The organism is Priestia megaterium (genome assembly GCF_046599315.1).
In the GTDB taxonomy this organism is placed as follows: Bacteria; Bacillota; Bacilli; order Bacillales; family Bacillaceae_H; genus Priestia; species Priestia megaterium_F.
Window position 1 is genome coordinate 347,570 of sequence record NZ_JBKIKC010000002.1, and the last position, 23,754, is coordinate 371,323.

The window sequence follows — 23,754 nt, forward strand, 5'->3', positions numbered from 1 at the left end:
AATACTTCCTCCTATGTATATACTCTTTGTGACGCTGATAATCATTATCATCAATGTTATCTGTTAATTAAAGATGAGTCAATAGTTTTCTCATATGTTGAAGCTAAAGGTTTTCATTTTCCTATTTATGATAAAAAAGATCCTTATTCCTCCCATCAATTTTTACAGCCGGATACAAGTTCGTTTTACGGCGACGAAGCCTATGATCAAATGATTCATCGTGACCTTAAAAAATTTTCTAAAGGAGAGAATATCAACTTAGAAGATGAGGAGTTTTTAAATGCAATGGAAACTATTTACCGATATCCTGGTGAATTCAGTGGCAAAACCATTTCTTTTAAAGGATTTATGTATCAAACCAACGAGTTGAAAAAGAATCAGTATTTTCTCTTTCGCTTCGGTATTATTCATTGTATTGCAGATTCAGGGGTGTTTGGAATGCTCATTGAGTTTCCAGATGATGCTGTTTTTAAAAATGATGACTGGGCAACTGTTACAGGTGAAGTCAGTACGATGTATTACCAGCCGTTCAAAAAAACCATTCCTGTTTTGAAAGTAACAAAAGTGAAGCGTGAGCAGGCTCCAAAAGACCCTTATGTATATCGAAATAACCAATAATAAAAAGCCGTTCTTACTCGAAAGAACAGCTTTTTATATTAATGAACAAATTCCATTTTTTCTTCGATTTTATGAAATTTCCGATAAAATTCCTCAGCTGAAATCGGTTTGGAGAAATAATATCCTTGCACTTCATCACATTTTTCTTTATGAAGAAGTTCTACTTGTTCAACTTCTTCTACGCCTTCCGCTACGACGGATAGCTGCAAACTTTTAGCTAGCGTAATAATAGCTCTGACAATCGACACTTCCGTTGTATTAGGGTCTAAATCTTTAATAAAAGACCTGTCAATTTTCAGTGTATGAATAGGTAATTTCTGAATATAGCTGAACGAGGAGTATCCTGAGCCAAAATCATCAATCGAAATAAATACTCCTGCATCTTTTAAGATTTGTAGCTTTTCAATTGTTTGCTCAACATACTTCATCGTTACACTTTCTGTAATTTCAAGCTCTAAATATCCTGGTTCCAACTCTACTTCGTGCAAGACGTCTAACACATAATCAACAAAATCAGTTGTACCAAAATCCACGCTTGATATGTTTACACTCATTTTTAATGGAGGAAGTCCTTGCAGCTGCCAATACTTATTTTGATAGCATGCTTTTCTTAATACCCATTTCGTCAACGTAACAATAACGCCTGTTTCTTCAGCAATCGGAATAAATTCCCCAGGAGAAATAACGCCCATCTCGGCATGAGTCCAGCGAATCAAAGCTTCCACCCCAACAATATGGCCCGTTTGAATATTGACTTTCGGCTGATAGTGAAGCTCCATTTCGTCCAGCTCAAAAGCCTTGCGTAAGCCATCTTCAATTCTCATTCGGCGCGTAGTATGAACCTGCATTTCTTTTTGATAAAACAGATAATGATTACGCCCTTGTTTTTTGACTTCGTACATAGCTAAATCAGCATGTCGAACTAGCACTTCAAGCGACTTTCCATCTTTCGGGAATAAACTAACTCCGATACTGACCCCTAAATAAACATCTCTCGATAGCAGTACAAAGGGCGTAGATAAGCATTCATTTATTGATTGGCAGATTTTTTTTACTTCTTCATCCGTCCTATCATGCAGTAAAACTAAAAACTCATCTCCTCCAAAACGAGAAAGCACATCTTGGTTTCTTAGGCAGCTCTTCATTCGTTCGACAACTTGAAGCATAAGCTGATCTCCAGCATAATGACCAAATGTGTCGTTCACCTGTTTGAAACGATCTAGATCTAAAAATAAGAAATAAAGTTTTTTTCCTGAAGCGGCTGCTAAATCAATGGATTTCTCTACAATGTTTGAAAACATACTTCGATTTGGTAAATCTGTTAGCATATCGTGAAAAGCCATATATTGAAGGGATTCTTGAGCTTTTTTCTGCTCGGTTATATCTCTAGCAACTGTTTGAAAAAGCGTCTTTCCATTAATTTGAATGAGCGTAGATGTTACCTCCAAAAAAAGTTCCTTACCTAACGCATTAAACATTTTCAACTGAGTTAACTGAGGCTTTGGTGCAGGTTTTCTATCCTTTACTGCCTTCAATCCTTTTTTAATATCAGGAACTTGTTCAGATGAAAAGAAATTATATAAAGACTTACCAGCCAGCTGGCCTTCAGTTGCTCCTAAAAGCTGAATCATAGCATCATTAACAGATACGACCTCTTCTTCTCGATGGACCATAATTGCCAATGGAGAGGAGTAAAACAAATTTTCATAGCGATCTTTTGCTTCAATCAGCGTTTTTTCTGCTTCACGCTCTTGTGTCATATTTCGTATATACAGCATATGCTCAACCGTCTCTTCAATCGCTACTGCCATCACCGTGACCTCAACCGTGACCTCCTTATTAGTTATAAAAAGGGAGTGCTCAGTTCGTCCTTCTTGTAAAGAAGAAAATCTATAAAAGGGAAGCAGCTTAACCACATCACTCCCAATCACCTCTGACGCTTTAAGAGAGAAAAGCGTTTCCGCTGCATAATTGAGCGATAAAATATGTCTTTTTTCGTCAATCAGCAAAATAGCATCCGGTGCAGATTCAAAAAAAGCCCATTTTAAAACTTCTTGTTTTTGTACACGTCGATCCATAAAAATGGTAAAAAACACAGCCGTAAATAGGCATACAATAAAAAAAATAATAACGGCTGATAAATACACTGGGTTTAAGACATAACCGTTTGATTGTTCAGATATTGATACTCCTGAAAAAGAAGCTGCCTGCATGCCCGTATAGTGCATACCTGCAATAGCGATACCCATAATAGTAGAACAAATAAGCTTAGCAAAAACCGTAAGCTCCCCTTCATTTAGCCTTGAGTAAAATCCAAGCCACAAAGCTGTATTAGAAGCAGCAACAGCAATGAGAATAGAAAGAAAAACGAGAAATGGATTATATAAAATCATAATTGGCTGCATTGCCACCATGCCGGAATAATGCATAAAAACAATTCCAGCTCCCATAAAGCTACCTGCAATGATGAGTGCTTTCATATTTTTCTTTTGTTTGTGAATGAGGTAAAGGCCTATATAGCATCCCGTTATCGCTCCCAAGATTGAGAGAAGAACAAACCATAAATTGTATGAAACATCTACAGGCAAATGAAACGCAAGCATCGCGATAAAATGCATTGACCAAATACCTATTCCCAACGTAAAGGCACCGCTAATTAACCAAAACTGAATAAATTTTGCCCGGGAAATTTTCACGCGATTAGCTAACCCAAAAGAAGCGTACGCCGCAGTAATAGCGATAAGAAAAGAGAGTGTAACGAGTAACTCATTGTACGTCCCTTCTAGTAAATGTGTATGATGATTCATTCATGACCTTCTTTCAATTTGTTCTTTTCTTTGTTATCGGTTAAGGCCTAAAAATATTTACTATTTCAAAAGAACTTCTGCTCGATTTACTCCTTACCTTCTGAACGTCCAAGCAATATCGTGCTCACTTTTTCTTTGTTGAGTGTGTATAGACACGTACAATCATCTGACTCATACGTCTCTTCTAGTTGAAACGAGAATTTTTTTAAAAGAGTAATTGAATCTTTATTATTAGGATCAACTTTTGCTTCAATCTCTTGTATATCAAACTCTTCAAAAGCTTTTTCTAGCAAAAGACAAAGCGCTTCTGTCATGAGACCTTTTTTCCAAAAAGGCCTACCTAAATCATAACCAATCTCGGCTTGCTTTTTATCATAATCAATACGGTTTAGTCCGCAGGTTCCAATGATCTCATCCGAGGTTTTTAATCGAATAGCATAGCGTGCTGCTTTCCCTTCTTTCATTAAGCTTTGCAGAAGTTCAATCATGCTCTCTGCCTGATACAGCGTCGTAAACGGCTCAATATTCATATATCTAGTAACCTCTTCATCCGACCAATAAGCAAAAACTTTAGAAGCATCTTTTTTTTGAAGACGAGATAAATATACCCTCATCTATGGTCTCCCTCCTTTTGGTGAATGATGGAGCAAGACATTTTCATCTGCGCATTTTTCACCTCCTAAAAAATCTCACATGATGTACGAAACATGTGAGATTTTGCATTTAACTATTTTTTGATTGTGCATCGCGCAGCTGCGTATATAAACGATTAATTGCTACAGTCATTGACTGTTCATAGGAATGGTGATCGTAATAAACCGCTATATTTTTCAACATTTCATACGTTTGATAATCAAGCTGCACTTCAAGCGTAATTTTTTCGTCAATTGTTGCTGTTTGCAAATGATGAGGCAAGTCCTCCTTTGTAGATACTTGCTCTGCGATATGAATTGCTTCTTCTACTGTTTCAATTCGGCCGTACTGATGCACCCATCTTCTGCCCATTTCAATCGTATCTTTGACAAATTGGCGATTTGTAATCGTATCTTTAATATTAAATTGATGATCTGCCACATATACAGATTGATACAAAATGACACTGATCACTTCATCTCTTAAATTTAATTTTCTCAGCTCATCAATTAAATCCGCTATATATTTAGGTAATGGACTAAATGTCCCTCGCACTTCCTTAATTAAATCCATGGCAATGGATTCAGTTGAATTGCGTTTAAATGCCTTTATAATATCTATCATTACATGTTCGTTTGTCATACATACACCACCATTTATGAATCGAATAATTTCATGTTTCTTACTGCTTTGCATAGACATTAACTATTCGTTTAAAATATATACTATTATTCTATTATATAAAAAATATGAATAAGTTGGTATAGGATGAATGATTTATCATTATTTTTTCATAAAATTTTATGGAAAAGAACATGTTTACCTATTGCTAATACAAATCCAGCACAGCAAAGAATGGTTTCTCCAAGAATTAAGAGGACCAGTATTTATTACTATTAAATTTTAAATTTTTTTAGTAGAAGACCTTAAATAAAAGATAGCTAACATCCCCATTTTTAGATGTTAGATGACAGAAGGTATCCAATGTCAGCAATTAATCTTCTTCCCTGTTCATTGTCACTTAGTCCGTCTATTAAAACAACGGCATAATACCTTTCCTTACCTCGAATGAGAATAGCACTATCATGTTCTGCTCCCCGTAGTTCTCCGGTCTTATTCGCAACCTGAAACGCTGGTCCTACACGTGCTGGAAGCTTATGTTGAAACTGCTGCAGTTCTAGCATTCTCATTATTTTTTCACGACTAGATTTTTGCAAAAGGTTTCCTTCATATATTTCTCTTAGACACTTTATTACATCAGAGGCACACGTATAATTATCCATACCCCTTTTAACAGCTGCTGCATCCATCATATAACGGTTTAAAACGGTTTTCTTTAATCCTATATTTTTAGCACATTCGTTAATTTTTTCAAATCCCACTAAAGAAATGAGCTCATTTGTAGCTGTATTGTCAGATACAATTATCATAAGGGTAAGCAGCTCTTCTACCTTAATGTGTACCAACAATGGCAAAGAGCCAAGTATGCCTGCTCCACCAACCGCGTTTTTTTCTGTTCTTTGAATGACAGATGTTAAAGCGAAGTTACCCTCATCAATTTGACGAAACGTTTCTATTGCAAGCAGTAGCTTTATTGTACTTGCTGCTCTTTGTTTAATAAAAGAATTAATCTGTATGGATTCTTTTCCTTCAATATGAATACGTATAAGTCCATTATTATTACGCTTCCATTTAGTAATTGCATCTTCTATTTTCATTCTCGCTCTTTCCATCATTTTTTCGCAGCAGTTTCAATATAGTTGTTACTCATTATCTTTTGGTTGTACAAGTGACAGGCTACAAAGTGATTTTCTTCAACTTCTTGCCACTCTGGCTTTTGAGTCTTGCAGGCTGCTACTGCAAGAGGACAACGCGTATTAAACACGCAGCCAGAGGGAGGGTTAATGGGACTTGGCAATTCTCCTTTAAGAACAATTCGCTTCCGGTTATCCTCAACGTCAGGGTCAGGAATAGGGATAGCTGATAGTAGAGCTTGAGTGTATGGGTGAAGCGGTTTTTGATACAGCTCCGAACTTGTGGTTAATTCTACTAAATGCCCTAAATACATAACTCCGATACGATTGCTTATATGCTTTACCATCGATAAGTCATGGGCAATAAATAAATAAGTTAACCCTTTTTCTTTTTGGAGTTTTTTTAATAAATTAACTACTTGAGCCTGTACAGACACATCTAAAGCAGAAATAGGTTCGTCTGCAATAATGCATTCTGGATTTAGTGCTAAAGCTCTGGCTATCCCTATGCGCTGGCACTGCCCGCCGCTGAATTCATGAGGATAGCGATTGGCATGATCACGATTTAGCCCAACATCTTCTAACAGCTCATACACGCGGTTCAGCATCTCTTTTTTATTCGAATAAAGTCCGTGAACCTCCATTGGTTCTGAGATAATCTCCTTCACGGTAGAACGAGGATTTAATGAAGCATATGGATCTTGAAAAATCATTTGCATATTACGATGAAAAGCAAACTTCTCTTTCTCTGATAGCTCATGCACATTTTTACCTTTATACAGCACCTCTCCTGATGTACGGTTGTACAATCCAATGATTGTTCGCCCGGCGGTGGATTTTCCGCAGCCGGACTCACCAACAAGTCCAAAGGTTTCTCCTTTTGAAATATGAAAAGACACGCCGTCTACTGCTTTCAAAACCTGCTTATTCGTAATCGAAAAATATTTACTCAGCTGCTTTACTTCTAACAAGTGCTTCATTGCCATAACTGCCACCTCCTAATAATAGCGCCGGGCTGCGCACAGCTCTTCTTCATAAAGCGTTCCTTTTAATTCAATCAGTTCAACGGTTTTACCTGTTTTAGGTGAATGAAGCATTTTTCCGTTTCCATAATAAATACCAACATGGTGGATGGACCCTTTCCCTTTTTCATGAGCAAAAAACAGCAAATCTCCAGGCTGAATAGAGGCTAATCCTACTTCTTTTCCTTGCCTTGCTTGATCCGTGGCATCTCTAGGAATAAGATAGCCGTTTGCTTTATGAGTAGCATAAGCAAATCCAGAACAATCATATCCCCAGGCGCTCATGCCTCCCCATAAATATGGAAGATTCAAAAACTGTTCTCCTGCCGCAATAATCATATCACCAGTTCCTTGTGTCACTTTATGGTTTCTATTCCCTATTACAACAGCATCTTGACGTTTTATTCTCCCATTCCCAACCGGTGTTTGAACCTCTAGCCATCCTTTTTCTTCTTTTAATAGAGGGAGCTGCGTTTGATAACTAATTTGCAGAGATTCTTCCGCTAGCTGTAGTGTCGCAATCGTTGATGACACCACTGCCGTTGCTCCATGCAGCGGAGAATACTTAGCTTGAGAAATTAGTTGGTGAAAAGGAACCCACCCGGGATATCCTCTTTCATCTTTAGAAGAAAATTGAGAAGGAATGACAATTTTTGCCCATTTATCTTTCATTTCCGTTACATATACTTCTTCTCCTAGTAACAGCTGTGTTTGAACTAAATTTTTCTCACAAAGCTCCAACCGAGGTTTATACGTTAATTGCTCTAGCCATTTATCCAGTTTTACTGGGACACTTGTTGCATGGTCATCTATTTCTCTGCTAGAGTCATAGGAAGTCCAAACAGTTGCCACAGCTACACAAACGTAATACAGTTTTTTATCTACCACTTATTTATCCTCCCCGTAGATTTCACCTTTAGCATCCAACTTTATCTTTTGGTAATGCAATGCCCGATTCAAATTCCACTATTCGTTTATAAGTCGACATCGTTGCGTAACTTCCAATCGCTACAGCTGTTTGAGGAGAGCAATGTCCGATGCGAAACCCTTTCATAACAGGCTTTTTTAAAGAAATAAGGTAACTTGTTAACGTCTCTTCTAATGAGAGCGACTCTGTGCGTTTTCTAGGATAGCAGTTATGAAAATCTCCGATAATAATTCCTGCTGCATCCTGCAGCTTATTGGCCATGTACAGCTGTGTCATCATACGATCAATTTCATACGGTTCTTCATCAATATCTTCAATAAATAAAATACGATTTTTTGTATCTATTTCAAATGGTGTGCCAAGCGTGCTTGCGAGCAAAGTAAGATTTCCTCCTATTAGCTGTCCAGTTGCTTCTCCTTCACAAATAGCATCGAGCTGACTGATTTGATCCGTATAGCAAAAAGAACGGGGAGAAAACAATTGATAAATCGTTTGCTTCGTCTCTATATGAGCCTCTTCTTTTCCAATATCTGATGAAAGCATTGGCCCGTGAAAGGTAACCAAACCTGTGCGCTGATGAATAGCCGTATGTAAAAACGTAATATCGCTATATCCCCAGAAAATCTTTGGGTTTCGCTTAATTAAATCGTAATTTAATTGCGATACAAGTCTAGCAGTTCCGTACCCTCCGCATGCACAGATAATTGCCTTTATTTCCTTATTAGCAAACATCGCATGTATATCGGATGCTCGCTGCTTATCAGTCCCTGCCAAGTACCCGTTTTTTTTATATAAATGCGCACCCGTTACTACGTTTAATCCTATTTCCTTTAAATATTCTATTCCTTTTTTTAGATTGTGCTGATCAGGCGGACTAGCAGGTGCAATAACAGCTACTGTATCACCTGTTTGTAATGGTTTAGGTTTTATCATTTGTTACACTCCTTTTGTGTAAAGAAATGAAGAAAGTGAAACTTGGGTCAGAAGGGAATTAAAATCCCCTCTGACGATAAGTTCCACTTTACTGTTTATCAGCCCACTTCAAATCTAAATAGCCAACAGGGTGACGAACAATTCCAGATACGTTATCTTTTATTAAAAACACATAGTTGTAGAAATGAATGGGGATAATTGGCATCTCATCAAATAAAATACCTTCTGCCTTGTACATAAGCTCAAAACGTTTTTTATTATCCGTTTCGTTCATAGCTTGTTTAATTAACTCATCATATTTTTTATTGCTCCAGGCTGTACGATTCATCGAATGCCCCGTCTGGAAGCTCTCTAAAAAGTTAATTGGATCTGCATAATCAGCTAAAAATGAACTTCGTGACAGCTGAAACTTTAACGCTTTTTGTTCTTCTTGGAAAACATTCCACTCCATATTAGCAAGCTTCACATCTACGCCTAGATTTTCTTTAAACATTTGCTGCAGGGCTTCTGCTATTTTTTTATGCGTGTCGTCTGTACTATATGTTAGCGTAATAGCTGGCAGCTTTTTATATCCTTCTTCTTTCATTCCTTTTTTCAGAAGTGCTTTTGCTTCTTTGCCGTCTGTTTTTAATAAGTCGCCGCCCATTTGACGGAAGTCCTTTTCATCCGCGTCTTTAAATCCGTACGATACGAACCCGCGAGCTGGTTTTTCTTTATTTTTTGTAACAAAATTAACAATTTGATCTTGATCTACGGCCATCGCAAATGCTTTACGGATATTTTTATTTTGAAAAGGCTCTTTATCTAAGTTAAAACGATAGAAGTAAGTTCCTGCTTGGTCTTCAATATGAACATCTCCATCTTTCAACAGCTTTTCACTTAAATCCGATGGAATTTCAGAAACATCTAGTTCTCCATTTTGATACATTTGATACTCTGTGTTTGTATTTTCAACAATTGCCCATTTTACCTTGTCAAGCTTTACATTTTTAGCATCCCAATACTGATCGTTTCTTTCCATTACTAGATTACTATTATGCTTCCATTGAGTTAAATTAAATGGACCATTAGCAACGAAAGAATCTGCTTCTGCAAACCATTTTGGGTTTTTGGTCGCTACTTTTTCATTAATGGGGAAGAACGCTGGATTGGAAACTACGCTTAAGAAATAGACTTGAGGACTTTTAAGCGTAACTTCAAAGGTTTTGTCATCTAGCGCTTTTACCCCTACTTGATCAGCACTGCCTTTACCCGTATTAAATTCCTCTCCACCTTGAATGAAATAGCCTAAAAATGCCGCTGGAGAACCAGTCTTAGGGTCTAACAGCCTCTTCCATGCAAACACAAAATCACTTGCTTTTACGTCATCTCCGTTTGACCATTTAGCATCTTTTCGTAAATGAAACGTATAGACCTTTTTGTCGTCAGAGATATCCCATTTCTCGGCCACTGCTCCTTGAGGCTCATCGCTTTTTCCTAAACGAGTCAGCCCTTCCATTAAGTTATTAAGCATATTCCATGAATATGAATCAAATCCAATAGGCGGATCAAAAGACGTAGGTTCTGCACCATTATTCATATAAAGAACCTTACCTTCTTCTTTTGCTGTACTGTTCTTCTTTTCTGGCTCCGCGCCTGAATCTTTTGTGGCCGTACAAGCAGCAAGTGCAAACATAAGTATAAGCATCATTAATACTGACCCTATTTTTTTCATCATTTCCCCCTCTTTCATACATTCTCTATTCGTCTATAAATCTAGGTTATAGTTGATACAAATTTTCGGGCTCTCTCATCTTGAAGCCAACAGTGAACTTGATGACTTTCTTTCAGCTTTGTCGATGAAGGATACATGCGGTCACACACTTCCATTACGTAAGGACAGCGAGGTGCGAACGAACATCCGGGTGGAGGTGCAAATAAATCGGGAGGTGACCCTGCAATAGGCACAAGCTCACTTTCATGTAAATCTAAGCGAGGAACTGAACGCAGCAATCCTTTTGTATACGGATGCTGCGGCGTATAAAAAATGTCTCTTCTTGTTCCAATTTCTACAATCTTCCCTGCATACATTACAGCAATGCGGTCAGCTACCTGAGCAACTACGCCTAAATCATGGGTAATTAAAACAATCGATACATCCGTTTTCTGCTGAATGTCCTTAAACAATTCTAAAATCTGCGCTTGTATCGTGACATCAAGAGCTGTGGTAGGTTCATCAGCAATTAGTACTTCCGGGTTGCATACAAGGGCCATTGCAATGACAATACGCTGTCTCATTCCCCCGCTAAATTCATGAGGATATTGCTTTAGGCGTTCTTTAGGATTTGGAATTCCGACTAGCTCCAGTATTTCTAATGCTTTTTTTTTTGCTTTTTCTTTTGAGATATTTTCATGTTGCATAATATTTTCTGCAATTTGCTCACCTACGCGAAGAGTTGGGTTAAGCGCAGTCATAGGATCCTGAAAAATCATCGAAATATCAGCGCCTCGAATGTCTCGCATTTTCTTTTCTGATAGTTTCGTTAAGTCCTGGCCTTTAAATAAAATAGATCCGCTTATGATCCTTCCGGGAGGTGTCGGAATTAACCTCATAATGCTTTGAGATGTCACACTTTTCCCACACCCTGATTCTCTTACAATCGCTAGTGTTTCGCCTTTATGTAAATCAAAACTAACGCCTCTTACAGCTTGAACTTGCCCTCCGTAAGTTGAAAACTGTACGTGTAAGTTTTTGATTTGTATCATTTTTTCCATTTGCTTACCTCCTTAATTTCGGATCAAGTGCATCTTGCAGTCCGTCTCCAAGGACATTAAAAGCAAACATGGTAAGAGAAATAAAAAAAGCGGGAAAAAACAAACGCCACCAATAGCCTGATAGAATCGTTGATAAGCCATCGTTTGCCATTACTCCCCAGCTGGCATAAGGAGCCTGTACACCAAGTCCTAAAAAGCTTAAAAAAGCTTCAGCAAAAATGGCTGTTGGTACGGTTAATGTCATTTGAACGATAATCGGTCCCATCGTATTTGGAAGGAGGTTCCTCTTAATGATACGGCTAGTTTTTGTTCCAAACGTTTTGGATGCAAGCACGTATTCATAGTTTTTGATTTGCAACACTTGCCCCCGTACAATCCTCGCCATTCCGATCCAACCTGTAACAGAAAGTGCCATAATAATTGTAGAAAGACCTGGACCCATAACCACCATCAATAAAATCACGACTAATAAATAAGGAAGACCATATAAAATTTCAATTACCCGCATCATAATATTGTCTGTTTTTCCGCCTTTATAGCCTGAGATCCCCCCGTAAATTACGCCAATAATAAAATCAATAAGAGCTGCCATCAGTCCGACAAATAAAGAAATTCTAGCTCCGTACCATGTCCGAGTGTACATATCTCTGCCTAAGTCATCTGTTCCAAACCAATGACTAGCTGAAGGAGGCAGGTTTTGCTCTGTAAAAGAAGCTTTCGTTACACTGTGCGGTGAAAACATAGGGCCGAATATAGCCATCACAACGAGGATGACTAAAAGAAAGAGACCTAGCATGGCCAACTTATTTTTTACAAGCCTGCGCCAAGCATCATGCCAATAAGAAAGACTCGGTCTTACAACTGCTTCGGCTTCAGATTTCTTTTTTTTCTTTGGCACAAACCACTCATCAGGAATTTGCTTATACTCCTGTTTTTCCAGCACGCTATCCCTCCTTCTTATGTAGTTTGATTCTTGGATCAAGTATTCCGTAAGCAATATCTACTAAAAAAAGCATAATGATAAGAATCAAACTGTAAAAGACCGTGGTGCCCATAATCACGGGATAGTCTCTCATATTAATACTGTCGACAAAATATTTTCCCATGCCAGGAATAGCAAAGACTTGCTCAATAACAAACGTTCCGGTTAATACGCTGGCTGCAATCGTTCCAAGAACTGTTATAACGGGCATTAAAGCATTTCTAAGCGCATGCTTAAATACAATTTTCACTGGCGAAAGCCCTTTTGCACGCGCTGTTCGAATATAATCTTGAGTCAATACTTCTATCATGCTTGAGCGAGTCAACCGCGCAATAATAGCCATAGGACCTGTAGCAAGAGCTAGCGTCGGAAGAATCATATGTAAAGGGCTCGTCCACGTAGCTGCAGGTAGAATTTTTAAATTGACAGAAAACTGTTGAATTAACAATGTGGCCATAATAAAATTTGGAACTGACAGTCCGATAACTGCTATGCTCATCGCAATGTAATCAATTATTCTATTCCTTCTAAGAGCAGCAATAATGCCTAGTGTAATACCGGAAATCACCGCAAGAATTAACGTGACCATTCCAAGTTCAAATGACACTGGAAACCCTCTTCCTAAAAGATCGTTAACCGTTTGAGACGGCTGTTTAATGGAAGGACCAAAGTCAAAGGTAGCAATGGATTTTAAATAAAGAATATATTGCACAACTAGCGGTTCATCTAAGTGATAAAATGATTCCAAGTTTTTTTGAACTGCATCGCTTGTCGCTCGTTCTTCATTAAAAGGAGAGCCAGGAATCGAATGCATTAAAAAGAAGGTTAAGGTCACAATTACCCACAGCGTAACAAGCATGGATAAAAATCTTTTCAAAATATAACTTTTCACCTTTATCCCACCTTCTAACAGAATGTTGTGCGCGTAGCCAGTTCAGTCATAACAAGCATGGCTTGATAGGCTTCCAAAATATCTTTTGCTTGAAACCGAACGGTCGTCGTTCCAGGTTCAATGTCTGTGCCTGGCATTAAATGCGCCCACTCAGCTTGACCGTAGTTCGCAAATTCTATTCGTAAGGTTGGGTGTTTAGGTGGAATTAAAGGTTTAATAAGGTGTTTGTGCTGAATAGCTGTGGCTGTTTTTTCTTGAAGTAATTGCTCTGCTTTCTTGGGGGTTAATGTTTTGGCTGCAGAACGTGAAATGGCCTGTTTGACGATAGCAGTCGTCACGTTTGGAATAAGCTGCTGTGCTTCCAATGCCGTTTGGTCATCACCGGCTACCATTAAAACTGGCACGCCGTAGTAGCCTGCGACGTATGCATTGAAGCCTAACTCTCCGATATTCGTATCGTCTATGTACATATTTCGAGCACCAAATATCATAGAATGAGACATGACACCAGGCATGGATGCTCTGGCATGATATCCAAGAAACATCGCACCATCGAAAGTCTGATCTAATCCCTGTACCATTGAATATGGTTTTACGCTTCCTGAAATAAGCTGAGTTTCTGGATGAAGCCGTTCAACAAGGAGATTATTCATACTGGAATGACTGTCATTTACCACAATTTCTGAACACTCTTCTCTAAAGCCTGCATAAATCACTGCATTTGCTTCATCCGTCATTATTTTGCGGCTTCTTTCATAGTTTTCTTTTTTTTGTAGAACATTTGTGTGATCGACGAGTCCTGTAATTCCTTCCATATCCACCGACAGATATAGTTTCATTTGTCTTACTCCTCCTCCTTCCTTGACTGTTAGTTAATTCAGTATAAATTATTCTTATGTTTATAATTTATAGTTGTAAGAAAATTATAAATTATCTATCTTATTTTCACAACAATATATTGAATTTTTCGACACTTTATCCCTCACCCTTTTTACAAGATATCGCTTACAAATTGGAAATCCCATGGTAAAATAATAGAGCAACCTGTTGGTTTATTCAGCTGCTCAGCGGCATTAATTGAGGTGTTAACAATGTTTCGAGTCTCCATTGCTTCTTTACAATGGTTTTTATTTATGATTTCTAATAGTATGATTGTTCCTATTGTAATTGCTTCTCAGTTTCATTTAAACGCAGCGGACTCTATTCAATTTTTACAGCGAACGTTATTTATTTTGGCTTTATCCGGGCTTTTACAGATGTTTGTGGGGCATAAATACCCCATCATGGAAGGACCAGCCGGCGTTTGGTGGGGCGTCTTTTCTCTGTATGCAGGTCTTGGAACCGTTCTGTTTGGTTCTCACTCCGAAACGCTCCGCGTACTGCAGTTCACCCTCCTTATAAGCGGGATAATTGCTATTTTGATGAGTCTGTTTGGTCTCATTGATAAATTAGCAAAATACTTTACCCCGACAGTTACCGGTACATATTTAATTTTGTTAGTGACGCAGCTCAGCGGCTCCTTTTTAAAAGGAATGTTTGGCATTACAGAAACGAATTCAGCTATTAAACTTCCGATTGCGATGGCTTCAGCTGCGATTTTACTGCTGACTTTCTATTTATTATCGCACAGAACGTTAAATAAGCTCAGCATTATCATTAGTATCGGTGTAGGCTGGGGAGTATTTGCACTGCTAGGATTAGCTAAACCGATCGAATTTCAGGCACAGTTATTTTACATACCTAAAGTGTTCGTATTTGGAGCTCCCCGCGTTGAATGGAATATGGTTGTTACTGCTTTTTTTGTCACGCTCATTTTAATTACAAACATGCTCGCTTCTATTCGTGTTGTTGAGTCTGTCTATAAACACAAAGGAGAAAAGATTGAAAGAGGCAACATGAAGCGTTCGGGTATAGTTTCGGGGATAAGTCAGCTGCTTGGAGGATTGTTTTCAGGCGTCGGTGCTGTTCCTATTTCAGGTTCCGGTGGGTTTATTTCAGCTACAAATCTCTATAGCCGAGTTCCTTTTATTGTGGCATCGTGTCTTTTGCTTTTTCTAAGTATCTTTACTCCTTTAACGTCCATTATGTCGGCTCTCCCTCCTGCCGTCGGATACGCGGCAATCTTTCCTGTTTTTACAGGGATGATGGCTCTTGGAATTGGAGAATTCAAGCACGCCACACAGCCGGAAAAAGCAATGAAAAGAGCGGGTATTGCTTTGTTATCAGGGATCGGGGTTATGTTTTTGCCTTCACAAGCTTTTTCAACGTTGCCACCTTTAGTTACTACGTTTTTGAGCAACGGATTAGTTCTTGGTACGATTATCATTCTTGCACTGGAAATCTCCGAATCGATTTCTTTGAAAAAACAAGCTGCAAAAGAAGTATAAAAAAGAAGCTGAAACTCAGCTTCTTTTTTCACCTTCCTACCGTTAATCCTTTTAGTTCAGCGTCTTCCCTAGCCATTTCATAAAATTCTCTCGTTTCATCGTGCGCTAAAACATAATCCAACTCTTCTTGAGCAGAAGCAGTTTTTCCAAGAACCGCTAGATAGCATGCCAAGTTATAGCGAATAAAAAGGTCTTCGTCTCCGCTTTCTACTCTTCTTATCATCAGCGAAGCTGCTGCTTCCGTTTCACCTTCCAAATGATAAGCAATACCTAAATCAGTATACAGCCCTTCATACTCTTGACCTTGTTCAATGGCTTTTTGAAGAAGCTGAACAGTTTCGTGATAGCGTTCCGTTTTGTTATACAGTTTTGCTAGTCCTGCATATATGTCCGGCTGATAAATCTGCTGCTGAAGTAATTCTTGAAAAGCTGTCTCCGCTTTCTCTGTCTCCTCAAGATTGCTCAAAATAAATGCTCGGTATATCTGCAAATCTATATGAAACGGCTGCTGTTCAAGAAGTTTTTGAACCAAGTTTAGCGCCTCATGTGCAACCTGTTCATTTTCATGTATATTAACGAGTATATTGGCTAAATGATAGGCAACATCAAAATCCCAGCTTTGATGCAATGATTTTTTCAGTACGGTGATACTATCTTCAATCAATCCTTTTTCTTCATAAAAAGACGCAAATGCATGCACAGCATCTTTATTATTCCCATCCGTTTTTATGGCAAGTTCGTACAGCTCAATCGTTAAGCCAAGGAGCGTAACCGCTTTTGCTTTTGCTTTAAACTTTGCTAAGCTTCGTTTGAAGATAGACCCTTGTTGCTCTTCTACGATGGAATCGGCATACTCATTTAAAGCCTCGGCTGCGTTTTTAAACAACATGCTTTTGCTTTGTTTTTCTACTTTTATCTTTTTTAAATCTGCCATAAGCCCAGAAAGTTTTTTTCCATTAGGAAAGCTAGACATGAATGTTGGATAGAGAGCGTAATCTTCGGGATCCTCACTTAGTAATCCTGTAAGAATTTTTCTAGCTTCTTCATATCTCTGCTCCATCATGAGCCATTTTGCCTGGTGATGGCGAATAGCCGGGTTTTGTGAATCTAGTTCAAGAGCCTTCTCTACATACGTTTTAGCCTGTGAAATGTCTCCTTTTAGACGGTACACATGAGCCTGGCTGTCAGCGAGCCATTGAGGTAGCACAATTTCCTCTACGCTCTTTAATACCTCTAATAGCTCTTCATATTCTTTCTCTGTTTCACAAAGTGAAGCTACGTGCTCAACGTTTACTTCCATAGGATTTAGCTGTATCCATTGAAGCAGCCAATTCCTTTCAGCCGTTCGGTTTTGTTCTTCACAAGCCATTTCGGCAAGCTTCATATAAGCGGCTTCAAATGTTTTATCAAGAGTTAAGCATTTTTCAAAGGCCTCTTTTGCTTCAGCAATGCGATTCATCGATTTGTATATTTCACCTAACCGATAATATGGCAAAACATCTTGCTTGATACGAAGCGCTTGATGATAAAGTTCTTCACTTTTTGTTAGCTGTTTGGTTTGTTCATATAATATGCCTAAATAGCACATGTACAAAATCTCATTAGGATGCTCTTGGTGTTCTGCAGTTAAAAACTCAATTCCACGAGTCAGTAAAGCCGTCTCTTCTAAATAACTCGTATATGCTTCTAATACTTCATCTAACGCTGTTTGAGCAAAGTGAATTCCTTCTTCATAAAGAGCAAATCCAAACTCTATCGTTTGGTTGTCTAGCTCCTTTTGTTTTGCTGCATCTAAAAGCATACTGCCTGCATCCAACATGACGTCGCTGTTCGATGAAAACTTCTGCGCAATAAGCGTAAGCGTATCAACAGCCGTTAGATGTTCCCCTGTTTCTAGATATGCATATGATAAGCCCAAATACATAAGGGCATCTTCCTCTATTTTTAAACCTTCTTTATACAGAGCAATAGCTTCTTCATACCTTTGATTCGCAACGTATAAATCGCCTAATCTTCCTCGAATTGTCATGTCACTAGGGAGGTAGTTCATGCCTTCTTTGAGATGGCTTTCAGCTTTGTCTGTTTCCTCTAGTTGATATTGTAACAAATCCGCTAGTGAAAGATATGGATAAGGAACAGTCGGCAGAAGCTGTTTAGCTACTTGGAATCCCAGGTAAGCTTTACGAAACTTTTCTAAATGTTCATCACAACGGGCTCTTTCAAACCAGCTGTGCGCATCTTTTGGGTTTTCTTTTAATAACGCATTAAAAAGGTTTCTTGCTTCTGCGTATCTTTCTTTCTCCATTAAAATAAGTCCGTGATTGATTTGTGTATAAGGTTCATCACCATACATATTTAAGGAAATATTCGAGCATTCAAAAGCCTTTTTGAGATTTCCTTGGTACATATATGCAAGTGCTAAATAGCTCCAGTTCAAATGCTGCTCTACGTCTAATTGCAACGAGCTGCGAAGCGCTTCAACAGCCTTGCCATATTTCTCTTCATCCAGCGCAATTCTTCCTTTAAGATAGTGATAAAAAGAGCTATGCTTTTTGTTATTTATATGTAATAACAAAGAAGATGCTCCCTTACTATCGTCAAGTTTAAAAAAGGCATATGCGGCGTGAAGCTTGAGATAATCATGATTGCTATATTTCTCTAACACATGATTAATACAAGTCCGAATATAGGCTTCATGCTCTTTTCTGTACAAATGCTTCATACTATAAATAGCTGCAAACGGCACGTGCTCATTCGCCTTTAATAAAGAAACAAGCTCGTTAATGTATGTCTCTTCATCTGCTTCAACTAGTTCAATTAAGTCATACAGCTGGCGAATAAATACATCTTGCTTTTTAGAAAGCGAAGCGAGATCCGCTGCTGTTTTAGAAGCAACAATGGATAAAAAACCTGAATTGGCATACTGCTGATCAAAATTCTTATACTCTACATATGTTGGACTTAGAAAATTAGCATCTTGCACATGAAAAAGTTCAAGCTCATCATCATAGCCAAATACAACTTGAACATGAGAAGCTTGTTCAAATTCCAGACTTACCAGAATAGGCAGCCCTTTGTCTAATAGTTCTTTAAACTGTTCAACTGTGCCTGTAAAAAACGTCGCTGCAAAGCCAAGGGATTCAAAGTAGCTCACCGCAGTTGATAATTTAGATCCTAATCCACCGTAAATACGGGTTCCAATCTCATCCTGCGTTTTTTCGGTATGTAAAAGCTTTAACATCATACTCATACTGGCTGGCACGCAATAATTATCTTTTTGAACAATTGGCACAATAGGAAGCTTGACTGTATTGAATTTACCGTCTGTATGCTTTCCTACTAGTTTGTGATAGGGTGAGTCTTTTAAACATCGTTTGGTCGAAAGAAGATGTTTAAGCTGAGATTGTTGCTGCTGTTCAAAATAAATGTCGGCGCGCAGCAACGTAAAAAAATCTTGATAATCGTGATAGGGTAATTTTGAGTCGATAAATTCAATCGTTTCAAGCAAGAGAGAATACTCTTTTAAATCCTTTAATCGCGCCACTTTATCCATGTATAAAGGCGGAAGCTGTGGGTAGCGAGAAATAGCTTCGTTAATTGTTTCAAGCGATTGTTCATGCTTTCCTTCGTACGCATATAAGTCCGCGAGCATCGAGTAGCAAAAATCTCCATTCTCCTTATATGCCGTCCCTTCTTTTAAACAAGCTTCGGCTTTCATTCTGTCATTCGTCTGCAAATAAAAATAACCCCAACGGTCAGCCATACCTTTTTGATTATGTGATGCTACTTTCTTCATCCACCTATAGGCTTCATCTACTTGTTTCATTTCTAAAAGAATTCTTACCTTTAAGAAATAGATTTTCTCAAGCTGCTCCTCTGTGACTGAGTCTGTATCCAATTGAGAAATTAATAAAGAAAGTCTATCGTCAGCGTCGAGTATCTTGCCTTCACGCAGAAGATCATCACAATAAAGAGTAATCATTCGAATGGAGCCGAATCGACGATAGCCATATGTCGTTAACAGTCGGCTTAAATGATTTAATAAAGCATCATCACAAAAACGAATAAGCTCGTAAAGCTCTTCTTCCGTTTTTAGATTTGTTAACCATTCTTTCACAATACCCGTAAGACTCTTTGGTTGAAGGATTTGTACTTCTTCTGTTATATACGCTACAAGATCAAATATTTGATAGTGATCTACCATGCTCTTTAATTTCTGATAATTTATACTCAATTTAAAACCACCTTATTTGATAAAGTAAGAACTGTTGCATCTGTTGTCTATAAATTGAAGTATAAGAAATTTCAAGGATTTTTTCTACATGCAATATAAATTTAAGTATATTGACGGGTCTTTAAATAGCAAAGAGCTGTCTTTTATCATAAGACAGCTCCGTGAAATTATACTTCAGCTTTCTTCAATTTTACGCCACCTTCAGTTTTTGGTTTAATGGCTTTTAAAACTAAGATTGCCCCTACTGCACTAATCCCTAGAGACGTCTGGAACACAGCCATGTCAGACCATTTCATAAGCAATGTATAAAGAGGAGGTCCAGCTGCTACTCCAACAAAACGCATCGAACTGTACAGAGACGTAATGGTTCCTCTCTCTTCTTTTTCAATTCCTTCTGTAATGAGCGCATCAAGACTGGGAAGAGCTGCTCCGATTCCAATTCCACCAAGCACTAAAGTGAGTAAAATACTAAAAAGAGACGTATTAAAAAATAAAATGATGAAAGAACATGTTAACAATAAAAAGCCAAAAAAAGCACACCACTTCATAACGACTTTATTGTTTCCTACTTTTTTCCCCGCTACAAAAGAAGAAATAGATAAAGCTAGCAAAGGAATAGCCATTACTAAACCTTTTTTCGTATTCAAAATATGATAACGCTCCTCTAATATGGTGGATAGATAAAATAAAACACCGAATAATACAAGCATAATAATGGCTCCTAAAATAAAAATAGCCATAAGCCATCCAATATTTTCTTTTAGGGTCTTCTTCAAATCCTTTAAAAACTGTGTAATACTTTTCTTTTTTTGTTCAGATTCAGAAGAACTATCACTTTTCGGAACTTTTACTAAAAAGGTAACCAAAAGAATGGATATGATGCAAAGGATAGGAATGAACCAAAAAGGAAGAAACCAAATCGTAGCCGCTAAAAAAGCTCCTAGTATTGGGCTTAGTACTTTCCCAAACGTATTAGCTGTTTCAATCAAACCTAATCCTTTTGTAATTTCTTGCTCGTCTTTAAACATATCTCCTACACAAGGCATCACAACAGGCATAGCTCCTGCTGACCCTACTCCTTGAATCGCGCGGCCAATTAAAATAACCCAAAAAGGATTGGCCATTTGCCATGAAGCCCAGCCTGTTAAAGCCCCCCCTACTGCAGCAAGCAGCAAACTGGGAATGATAATTTTCTTGCGGCCAAACCGATCTGACAAATAACCAGCAATCGGAATTAAAAAAATAGCGAAAATTGAGTAGACCGTGATAATCATGGATACCTGCAGCGAGCTTATCTGTAGACGTTTTTCAATCACCGGTAATACCGGAATTAACATTGAATTTCCGAGGGTCATGATAAGTGGCACAGAAGCAAGAGCAAGTAAATCCAATTTTTTTCTACTTTCCATAGCGTCCTCCAAACCTTACTTCTAATTAACGTCACAACAACGCGTTTCTCAGTTTAAGCTTTATAAAACCTCTCTTATTCATTGATTTTAAAGCTTAACTTTCTCATTACATAAGATGATGTGTATCTATATTTTTTAGCTAAAAGGGTGATTGCTATTCATGGTTTCAATTTTCTTCTTTAATTTATTGAACTTTGTTATTTATTCCTGTTAATACTTGTAAAATTACATATTTTTCAATCCAATATATGAAGAAGCGTACGAGTATCTCCGTACGCTTCTTCATATATTGGTGTGGGCTTGTTACACTACTTCACCTCGATGACCATCTCCATCATACATAAACTGTTTATCAATAATATGTTCGATATATATGGTTGTCAAATCGCTTTTTTTCACTTGAGCTACAATTAATCCTAACGGATCGCCGATAGTGAAGCTTGTTCCACTTTGAAACATTAACAGCTGCTCATTTAAATGCAGTACTCGCTTATAAATTTGTTCTTTCTCTAAGTTGCTGCGGCTCTTTGATGCTTCGAGAGTTGAAAACAACAAGATGATTTCTTTTCCATTTACTTGTGTACGATACATACACGATCCACTCCTTATCACCGCGTTAAAATTGTGCTGACTATACTTTTATTATAAACTAAATTTTCAGTTATTTTTCATTTCATAAAAAATTTTTTTAGCTATACGTGTACTGCATTCTCTTTAAATAAAATTTAATTTTCAGAATAATTAAATTTTAATATTGAAATTTTATTTCTTCTTATTATATAATATAAACAATCATTTACCTCTGTTGGAAATGATAATTCGAGTTTCAGCAGCATGATGCTGCACAGTACTAGGAGGATTCAAGTTATGCAAAATGGTAAAGTAAAATGGTTCAACAATGAAAAAGGCTATGGCTTTATTGAAGTTGAAGGCGGCAGCGACGTATTTGTACATTTTTCTGCCATCCAAAGCGAAGGTTATAAATCCTTGGAAGAAGGACAAGAGGTATCTTTTGAAATTGTAGAAGGCAATAGAGGCCCGCAAGCCGCTAATGTCACTAAGCTATCATAAATAGATCTTTTTATTTTATAGTAAAAGAGACTCTTTTTCCGAGTCTCTTTTTTGTTGTACCTAGCGTTTGGCCTCAGTAAGCTGCTGTTCACACGTTTGGATAGACTGCATGCACTGCTGAAGAAATTGCTCGTCTACCCCTGTTCCATGAGCTTTGGCAGATTGAAGCTGTGCTTTTGCATCATTAAGCGCATTCGTTGCTTCCTCAAGCTGCTGAGGACTCATACTCATCGTAGCTGTCCCAATCATTTTTTGAGCAGATTGAATAGACACTTCTACTTGCTTTAAATCATTATATCCTGTTGTTACTTCTTCATTTGAAAACTTATCCATTGAAAGAACACCTCCATATGGATAGAATGAAGCTGCTGCCGGCAAATTATACACACTTACTTTTTAGTCAGCAAATCTCCATACTGCTTAATTTTTTCTCCTACGGTACACTCTTTAATACAAAACGTTTGAGCGTATGTTTTGCCCTTTTCTTTATTAAACGTTTTTTTTACAAAACAACCACTACAGTAGTAATCTAATAACTCTGTTACTTCTTCTAATAATTGTTTACGCTCCACTCTCGTTCATCTCCATTTCATTCTGTGTGTTACACTTGCTTCCTGCTAGCAATTGGTATCCCTTGAAGAGCTTGAGTAGCAAGCTGATCAGCCTCTTCATTTTCCTTCCTTGAAATAGGCTCATATACAGGTCGGATGCCAAGTTCCTGCATTTTATCTTCTATTCGATCTAAGTATCGATTAAACTCTTCTTCGAAACATGGCCACTCCCCAGCCAGCTGATTTAGTACAACCTGTGAGTCACCTCTAAACGTTACAGGTATATGATGAACACCAAGTTCTTCAAGCTCTTGTATTAAATAATAAAAAGCAGCATACTCTGCCTCGTTATTTGATTCAATCTCTTGCAGTCTTGAGTTGCGTCGTATTCGATAGGACTGGTTATTCTGTTTAAAATAAATCACAACTCCAAGCCCCGCCAAGAGCGTATCATGCTCGTAACCTCCGTCAAAATATGCAACAATATCATGAGGCTCTGTCTGTACTTCCTGCAAGAGCTTTTTCGCTTCTTTTACAGTCCATTTTTGCTGCTGCTCATCAAGAAGAAAAATTTCCTTCGTTCGACCTGTTTTTTCTAAATCACCCACAATCATTAGTGCCTCATTCGCATCTGTAAAATCAGATGTGAAAATTAACTGTTTATGTTTCGAGGATTTATAATGCCATTCAATTTGGAAATTCATAACGAGCATTCCTTTCATCAGCAATTTTGAATTTAACACTTTTTCTGCTTTTTTGTATTTTATCTTCTATTATGT

At 37.9% G+C, this 23,754-nt stretch carries 21 protein-coding genes; 3 read left to right on the forward strand and 18 right to left on the reverse strand.

The features are described from left to right. Positions 1–60: 60 nt before the first annotated feature. The gene (locus tag ACLHDF_RS09115; RefSeq protein ID WP_413918911.1) at positions 61–618 is read left to right on the forward strand and encodes a TIGR03943 family putative permease subunit; all 558 of its coding nucleotides are present in this window, start codon (positions 61–63) and stop codon (positions 616–618) included. Between the two features lie 38 nt (positions 619–656). On the opposite strand, the gene ACLHDF_RS09120 is transcribed toward ACLHDF_RS09115, so the two are convergent. From ACLHDF_RS09120 to ACLHDF_RS09175, 12 genes are all read right to left on the reverse strand, one after another. After that, entirely contained in the window at positions 657–3,425 is a 2,769-nt protein-coding gene (locus ACLHDF_RS09120) for an EAL domain-containing protein (RefSeq protein WP_413918559.1), read from the reverse strand. Positions 3,426–3,511: 86 nt separating this feature from the next. Next, positions 3,512–4,039 (reverse strand): GNAT family N-acetyltransferase, encoded by a 528-nt coding sequence (locus tag ACLHDF_RS09125; RefSeq protein WP_413918560.1) that lies wholly within the window; start codon positions 4,037–4,039, stop codon positions 3,512–3,514. A gap of 109 nt (positions 4,040–4,148) precedes the next feature. After that, positions 4,149–4,700: a hypothetical protein gene (locus ACLHDF_RS09130; RefSeq protein ID WP_413918561.1), complete on the reverse strand. Its 552-nt coding sequence runs from the start codon at positions 4,698–4,700 to the stop codon at positions 4,149–4,151. Positions 4,701–5,014: 314 nt separating this feature from the next. Beyond that, positions 5,015–5,776 (reverse strand): serine hydrolase, encoded by a 762-nt coding sequence (locus ACLHDF_RS09135; RefSeq protein ID WP_413918562.1) that lies wholly within the window; start codon positions 5,774–5,776, stop codon positions 5,015–5,017. Positions 5,777–5,790: 14 nt separating this feature from the next. Next, entirely contained in the window at positions 5,791–6,798 is a 1,008-nt protein-coding gene (locus tag ACLHDF_RS09140) for an ABC transporter ATP-binding protein (RefSeq protein WP_413918563.1), read from the reverse strand. Positions 6,799–6,810: 12 nt separating this feature from the next. Beyond that, positions 6,811–7,722 carry an NlpC/P60 family protein gene (locus ACLHDF_RS09145; RefSeq protein ID WP_413918564.1) on the reverse strand — a complete coding sequence of 304 codons (912 nt, stop codon included), beginning with the start codon at positions 7,720–7,722 and terminating at the stop codon, positions 6,811–6,813. Positions 7,723–7,750: 28 nt separating this feature from the next. Beyond that, positions 7,751–8,695, reverse strand: coding sequence for a S66 peptidase family protein (locus ACLHDF_RS09150; RefSeq protein WP_413918565.1), 945 nt, complete (start codon positions 8,693–8,695; stop codon positions 7,751–7,753). A gap of 88 nt (positions 8,696–8,783) precedes the next feature. Next, entirely contained in the window at positions 8,784–10,427 is a 1,644-nt protein-coding gene (locus ACLHDF_RS09155) for a peptide ABC transporter substrate-binding protein (RefSeq protein ID WP_413918566.1), read from the reverse strand. A gap of 23 nt (positions 10,428–10,450) precedes the next feature. Continuing rightward, complete coding sequence (locus tag ACLHDF_RS09160; protein WP_413918567.1) at positions 10,451–11,449, reverse strand: ABC transporter ATP-binding protein; 999 nt, start codon at positions 11,447–11,449, stop codon at positions 10,451–10,453. A gap of 4 nt (positions 11,450–11,453) precedes the next feature. Beyond that, entirely contained in the window at positions 11,454–12,392 is a 939-nt protein-coding gene (locus tag ACLHDF_RS09165; RefSeq protein ID WP_413918568.1) for an ABC transporter permease, read from the reverse strand. A gap of 1 nt (position 12,393) precedes the next feature. Continuing rightward, complete coding sequence (locus tag ACLHDF_RS09170) at positions 12,394–13,323, reverse strand: ABC transporter permease (protein WP_413918569.1); 930 nt, start codon at positions 13,321–13,323, stop codon at positions 12,394–12,396. Between the two features lie 14 nt (positions 13,324–13,337). After that, complete coding sequence (locus tag ACLHDF_RS09175) at positions 13,338–14,162, reverse strand: M55 family metallopeptidase (protein WP_413918570.1); 825 nt, start codon at positions 14,160–14,162, stop codon at positions 13,338–13,340. A 252-nt stretch (positions 14,163–14,414) separates the two neighbouring features. On the opposite strand from ACLHDF_RS09175, the gene ACLHDF_RS09180 reads away from it, so the two are divergent. Next, positions 14,415–15,710: a purine/pyrimidine permease gene (locus ACLHDF_RS09180; protein WP_413918571.1), complete on the forward strand. Its 1,296-nt coding sequence runs from the start codon at positions 14,415–14,417 to the stop codon at positions 15,708–15,710. Between the two features lie 28 nt (positions 15,711–15,738). On the opposite strand, the gene ACLHDF_RS09185 is transcribed toward ACLHDF_RS09180, so the two are convergent. The 3 genes from ACLHDF_RS09185 to ACLHDF_RS09195 form a co-directional block, all read right to left on the reverse strand. Next, on the reverse strand, positions 15,739–19,944 hold the full coding sequence (locus ACLHDF_RS09185) for a tetratricopeptide repeat protein (RefSeq protein WP_413918572.1): 4,206 nt from the start codon (positions 19,942–19,944) through the stop codon (positions 15,739–15,741). A 167-nt stretch (positions 19,945–20,111) separates the two neighbouring features. Beyond that, positions 20,112–21,353, reverse strand: coding sequence for an MFS transporter (locus tag ACLHDF_RS09190; RefSeq protein WP_413918573.1), 1,242 nt, complete (start codon positions 21,351–21,353; stop codon positions 20,112–20,114). A 303-nt stretch (positions 21,354–21,656) separates the two neighbouring features. Then, the gene (locus tag ACLHDF_RS09195; protein ID WP_413918574.1) at positions 21,657–21,944 is read right to left on the reverse strand and encodes a hypothetical protein; all 288 of its coding nucleotides are present in this window, start codon (positions 21,942–21,944) and stop codon (positions 21,657–21,659) included. A gap of 276 nt (positions 21,945–22,220) precedes the next feature. Here ACLHDF_RS09195 and cspD point away from each other — a divergent pair, with 276 nt between their 5' ends. Then, a complete protein-coding gene (cspD, locus tag ACLHDF_RS09200) occupies positions 22,221–22,424 on the forward strand; it encodes a cold-shock protein CspD (RefSeq protein ID WP_013056175.1) in 204 nt (67 codons plus the stop codon). A gap of 60 nt (positions 22,425–22,484) precedes the next feature. On the opposite strand, the gene ACLHDF_RS09205 is transcribed toward cspD, so the two are convergent. From ACLHDF_RS09205 to ACLHDF_RS09215, 3 genes are read right to left on the reverse strand one after another with little or no spacing between them, the layout of a single operon-like run. Next, a complete protein-coding gene (locus ACLHDF_RS09205) occupies positions 22,485–22,757 on the reverse strand; it encodes a DUF2564 family protein (protein ID WP_013056174.1) in 273 nt (90 codons plus the stop codon). A gap of 56 nt (positions 22,758–22,813) precedes the next feature. Then, on the reverse strand, positions 22,814–22,996 hold the full coding sequence (locus ACLHDF_RS09210; protein ID WP_413918575.1) for a zinc-finger domain-containing protein: 183 nt from the start codon (positions 22,994–22,996) through the stop codon (positions 22,814–22,816). A 29-nt stretch (positions 22,997–23,025) separates the two neighbouring features. Beyond that, a complete protein-coding gene (locus tag ACLHDF_RS09215; RefSeq protein WP_028414031.1) occupies positions 23,026–23,679 on the reverse strand; it encodes a ribonuclease H family protein in 654 nt (217 codons plus the stop codon). Positions 23,680–23,754 lie beyond the last annotated feature (75 nt).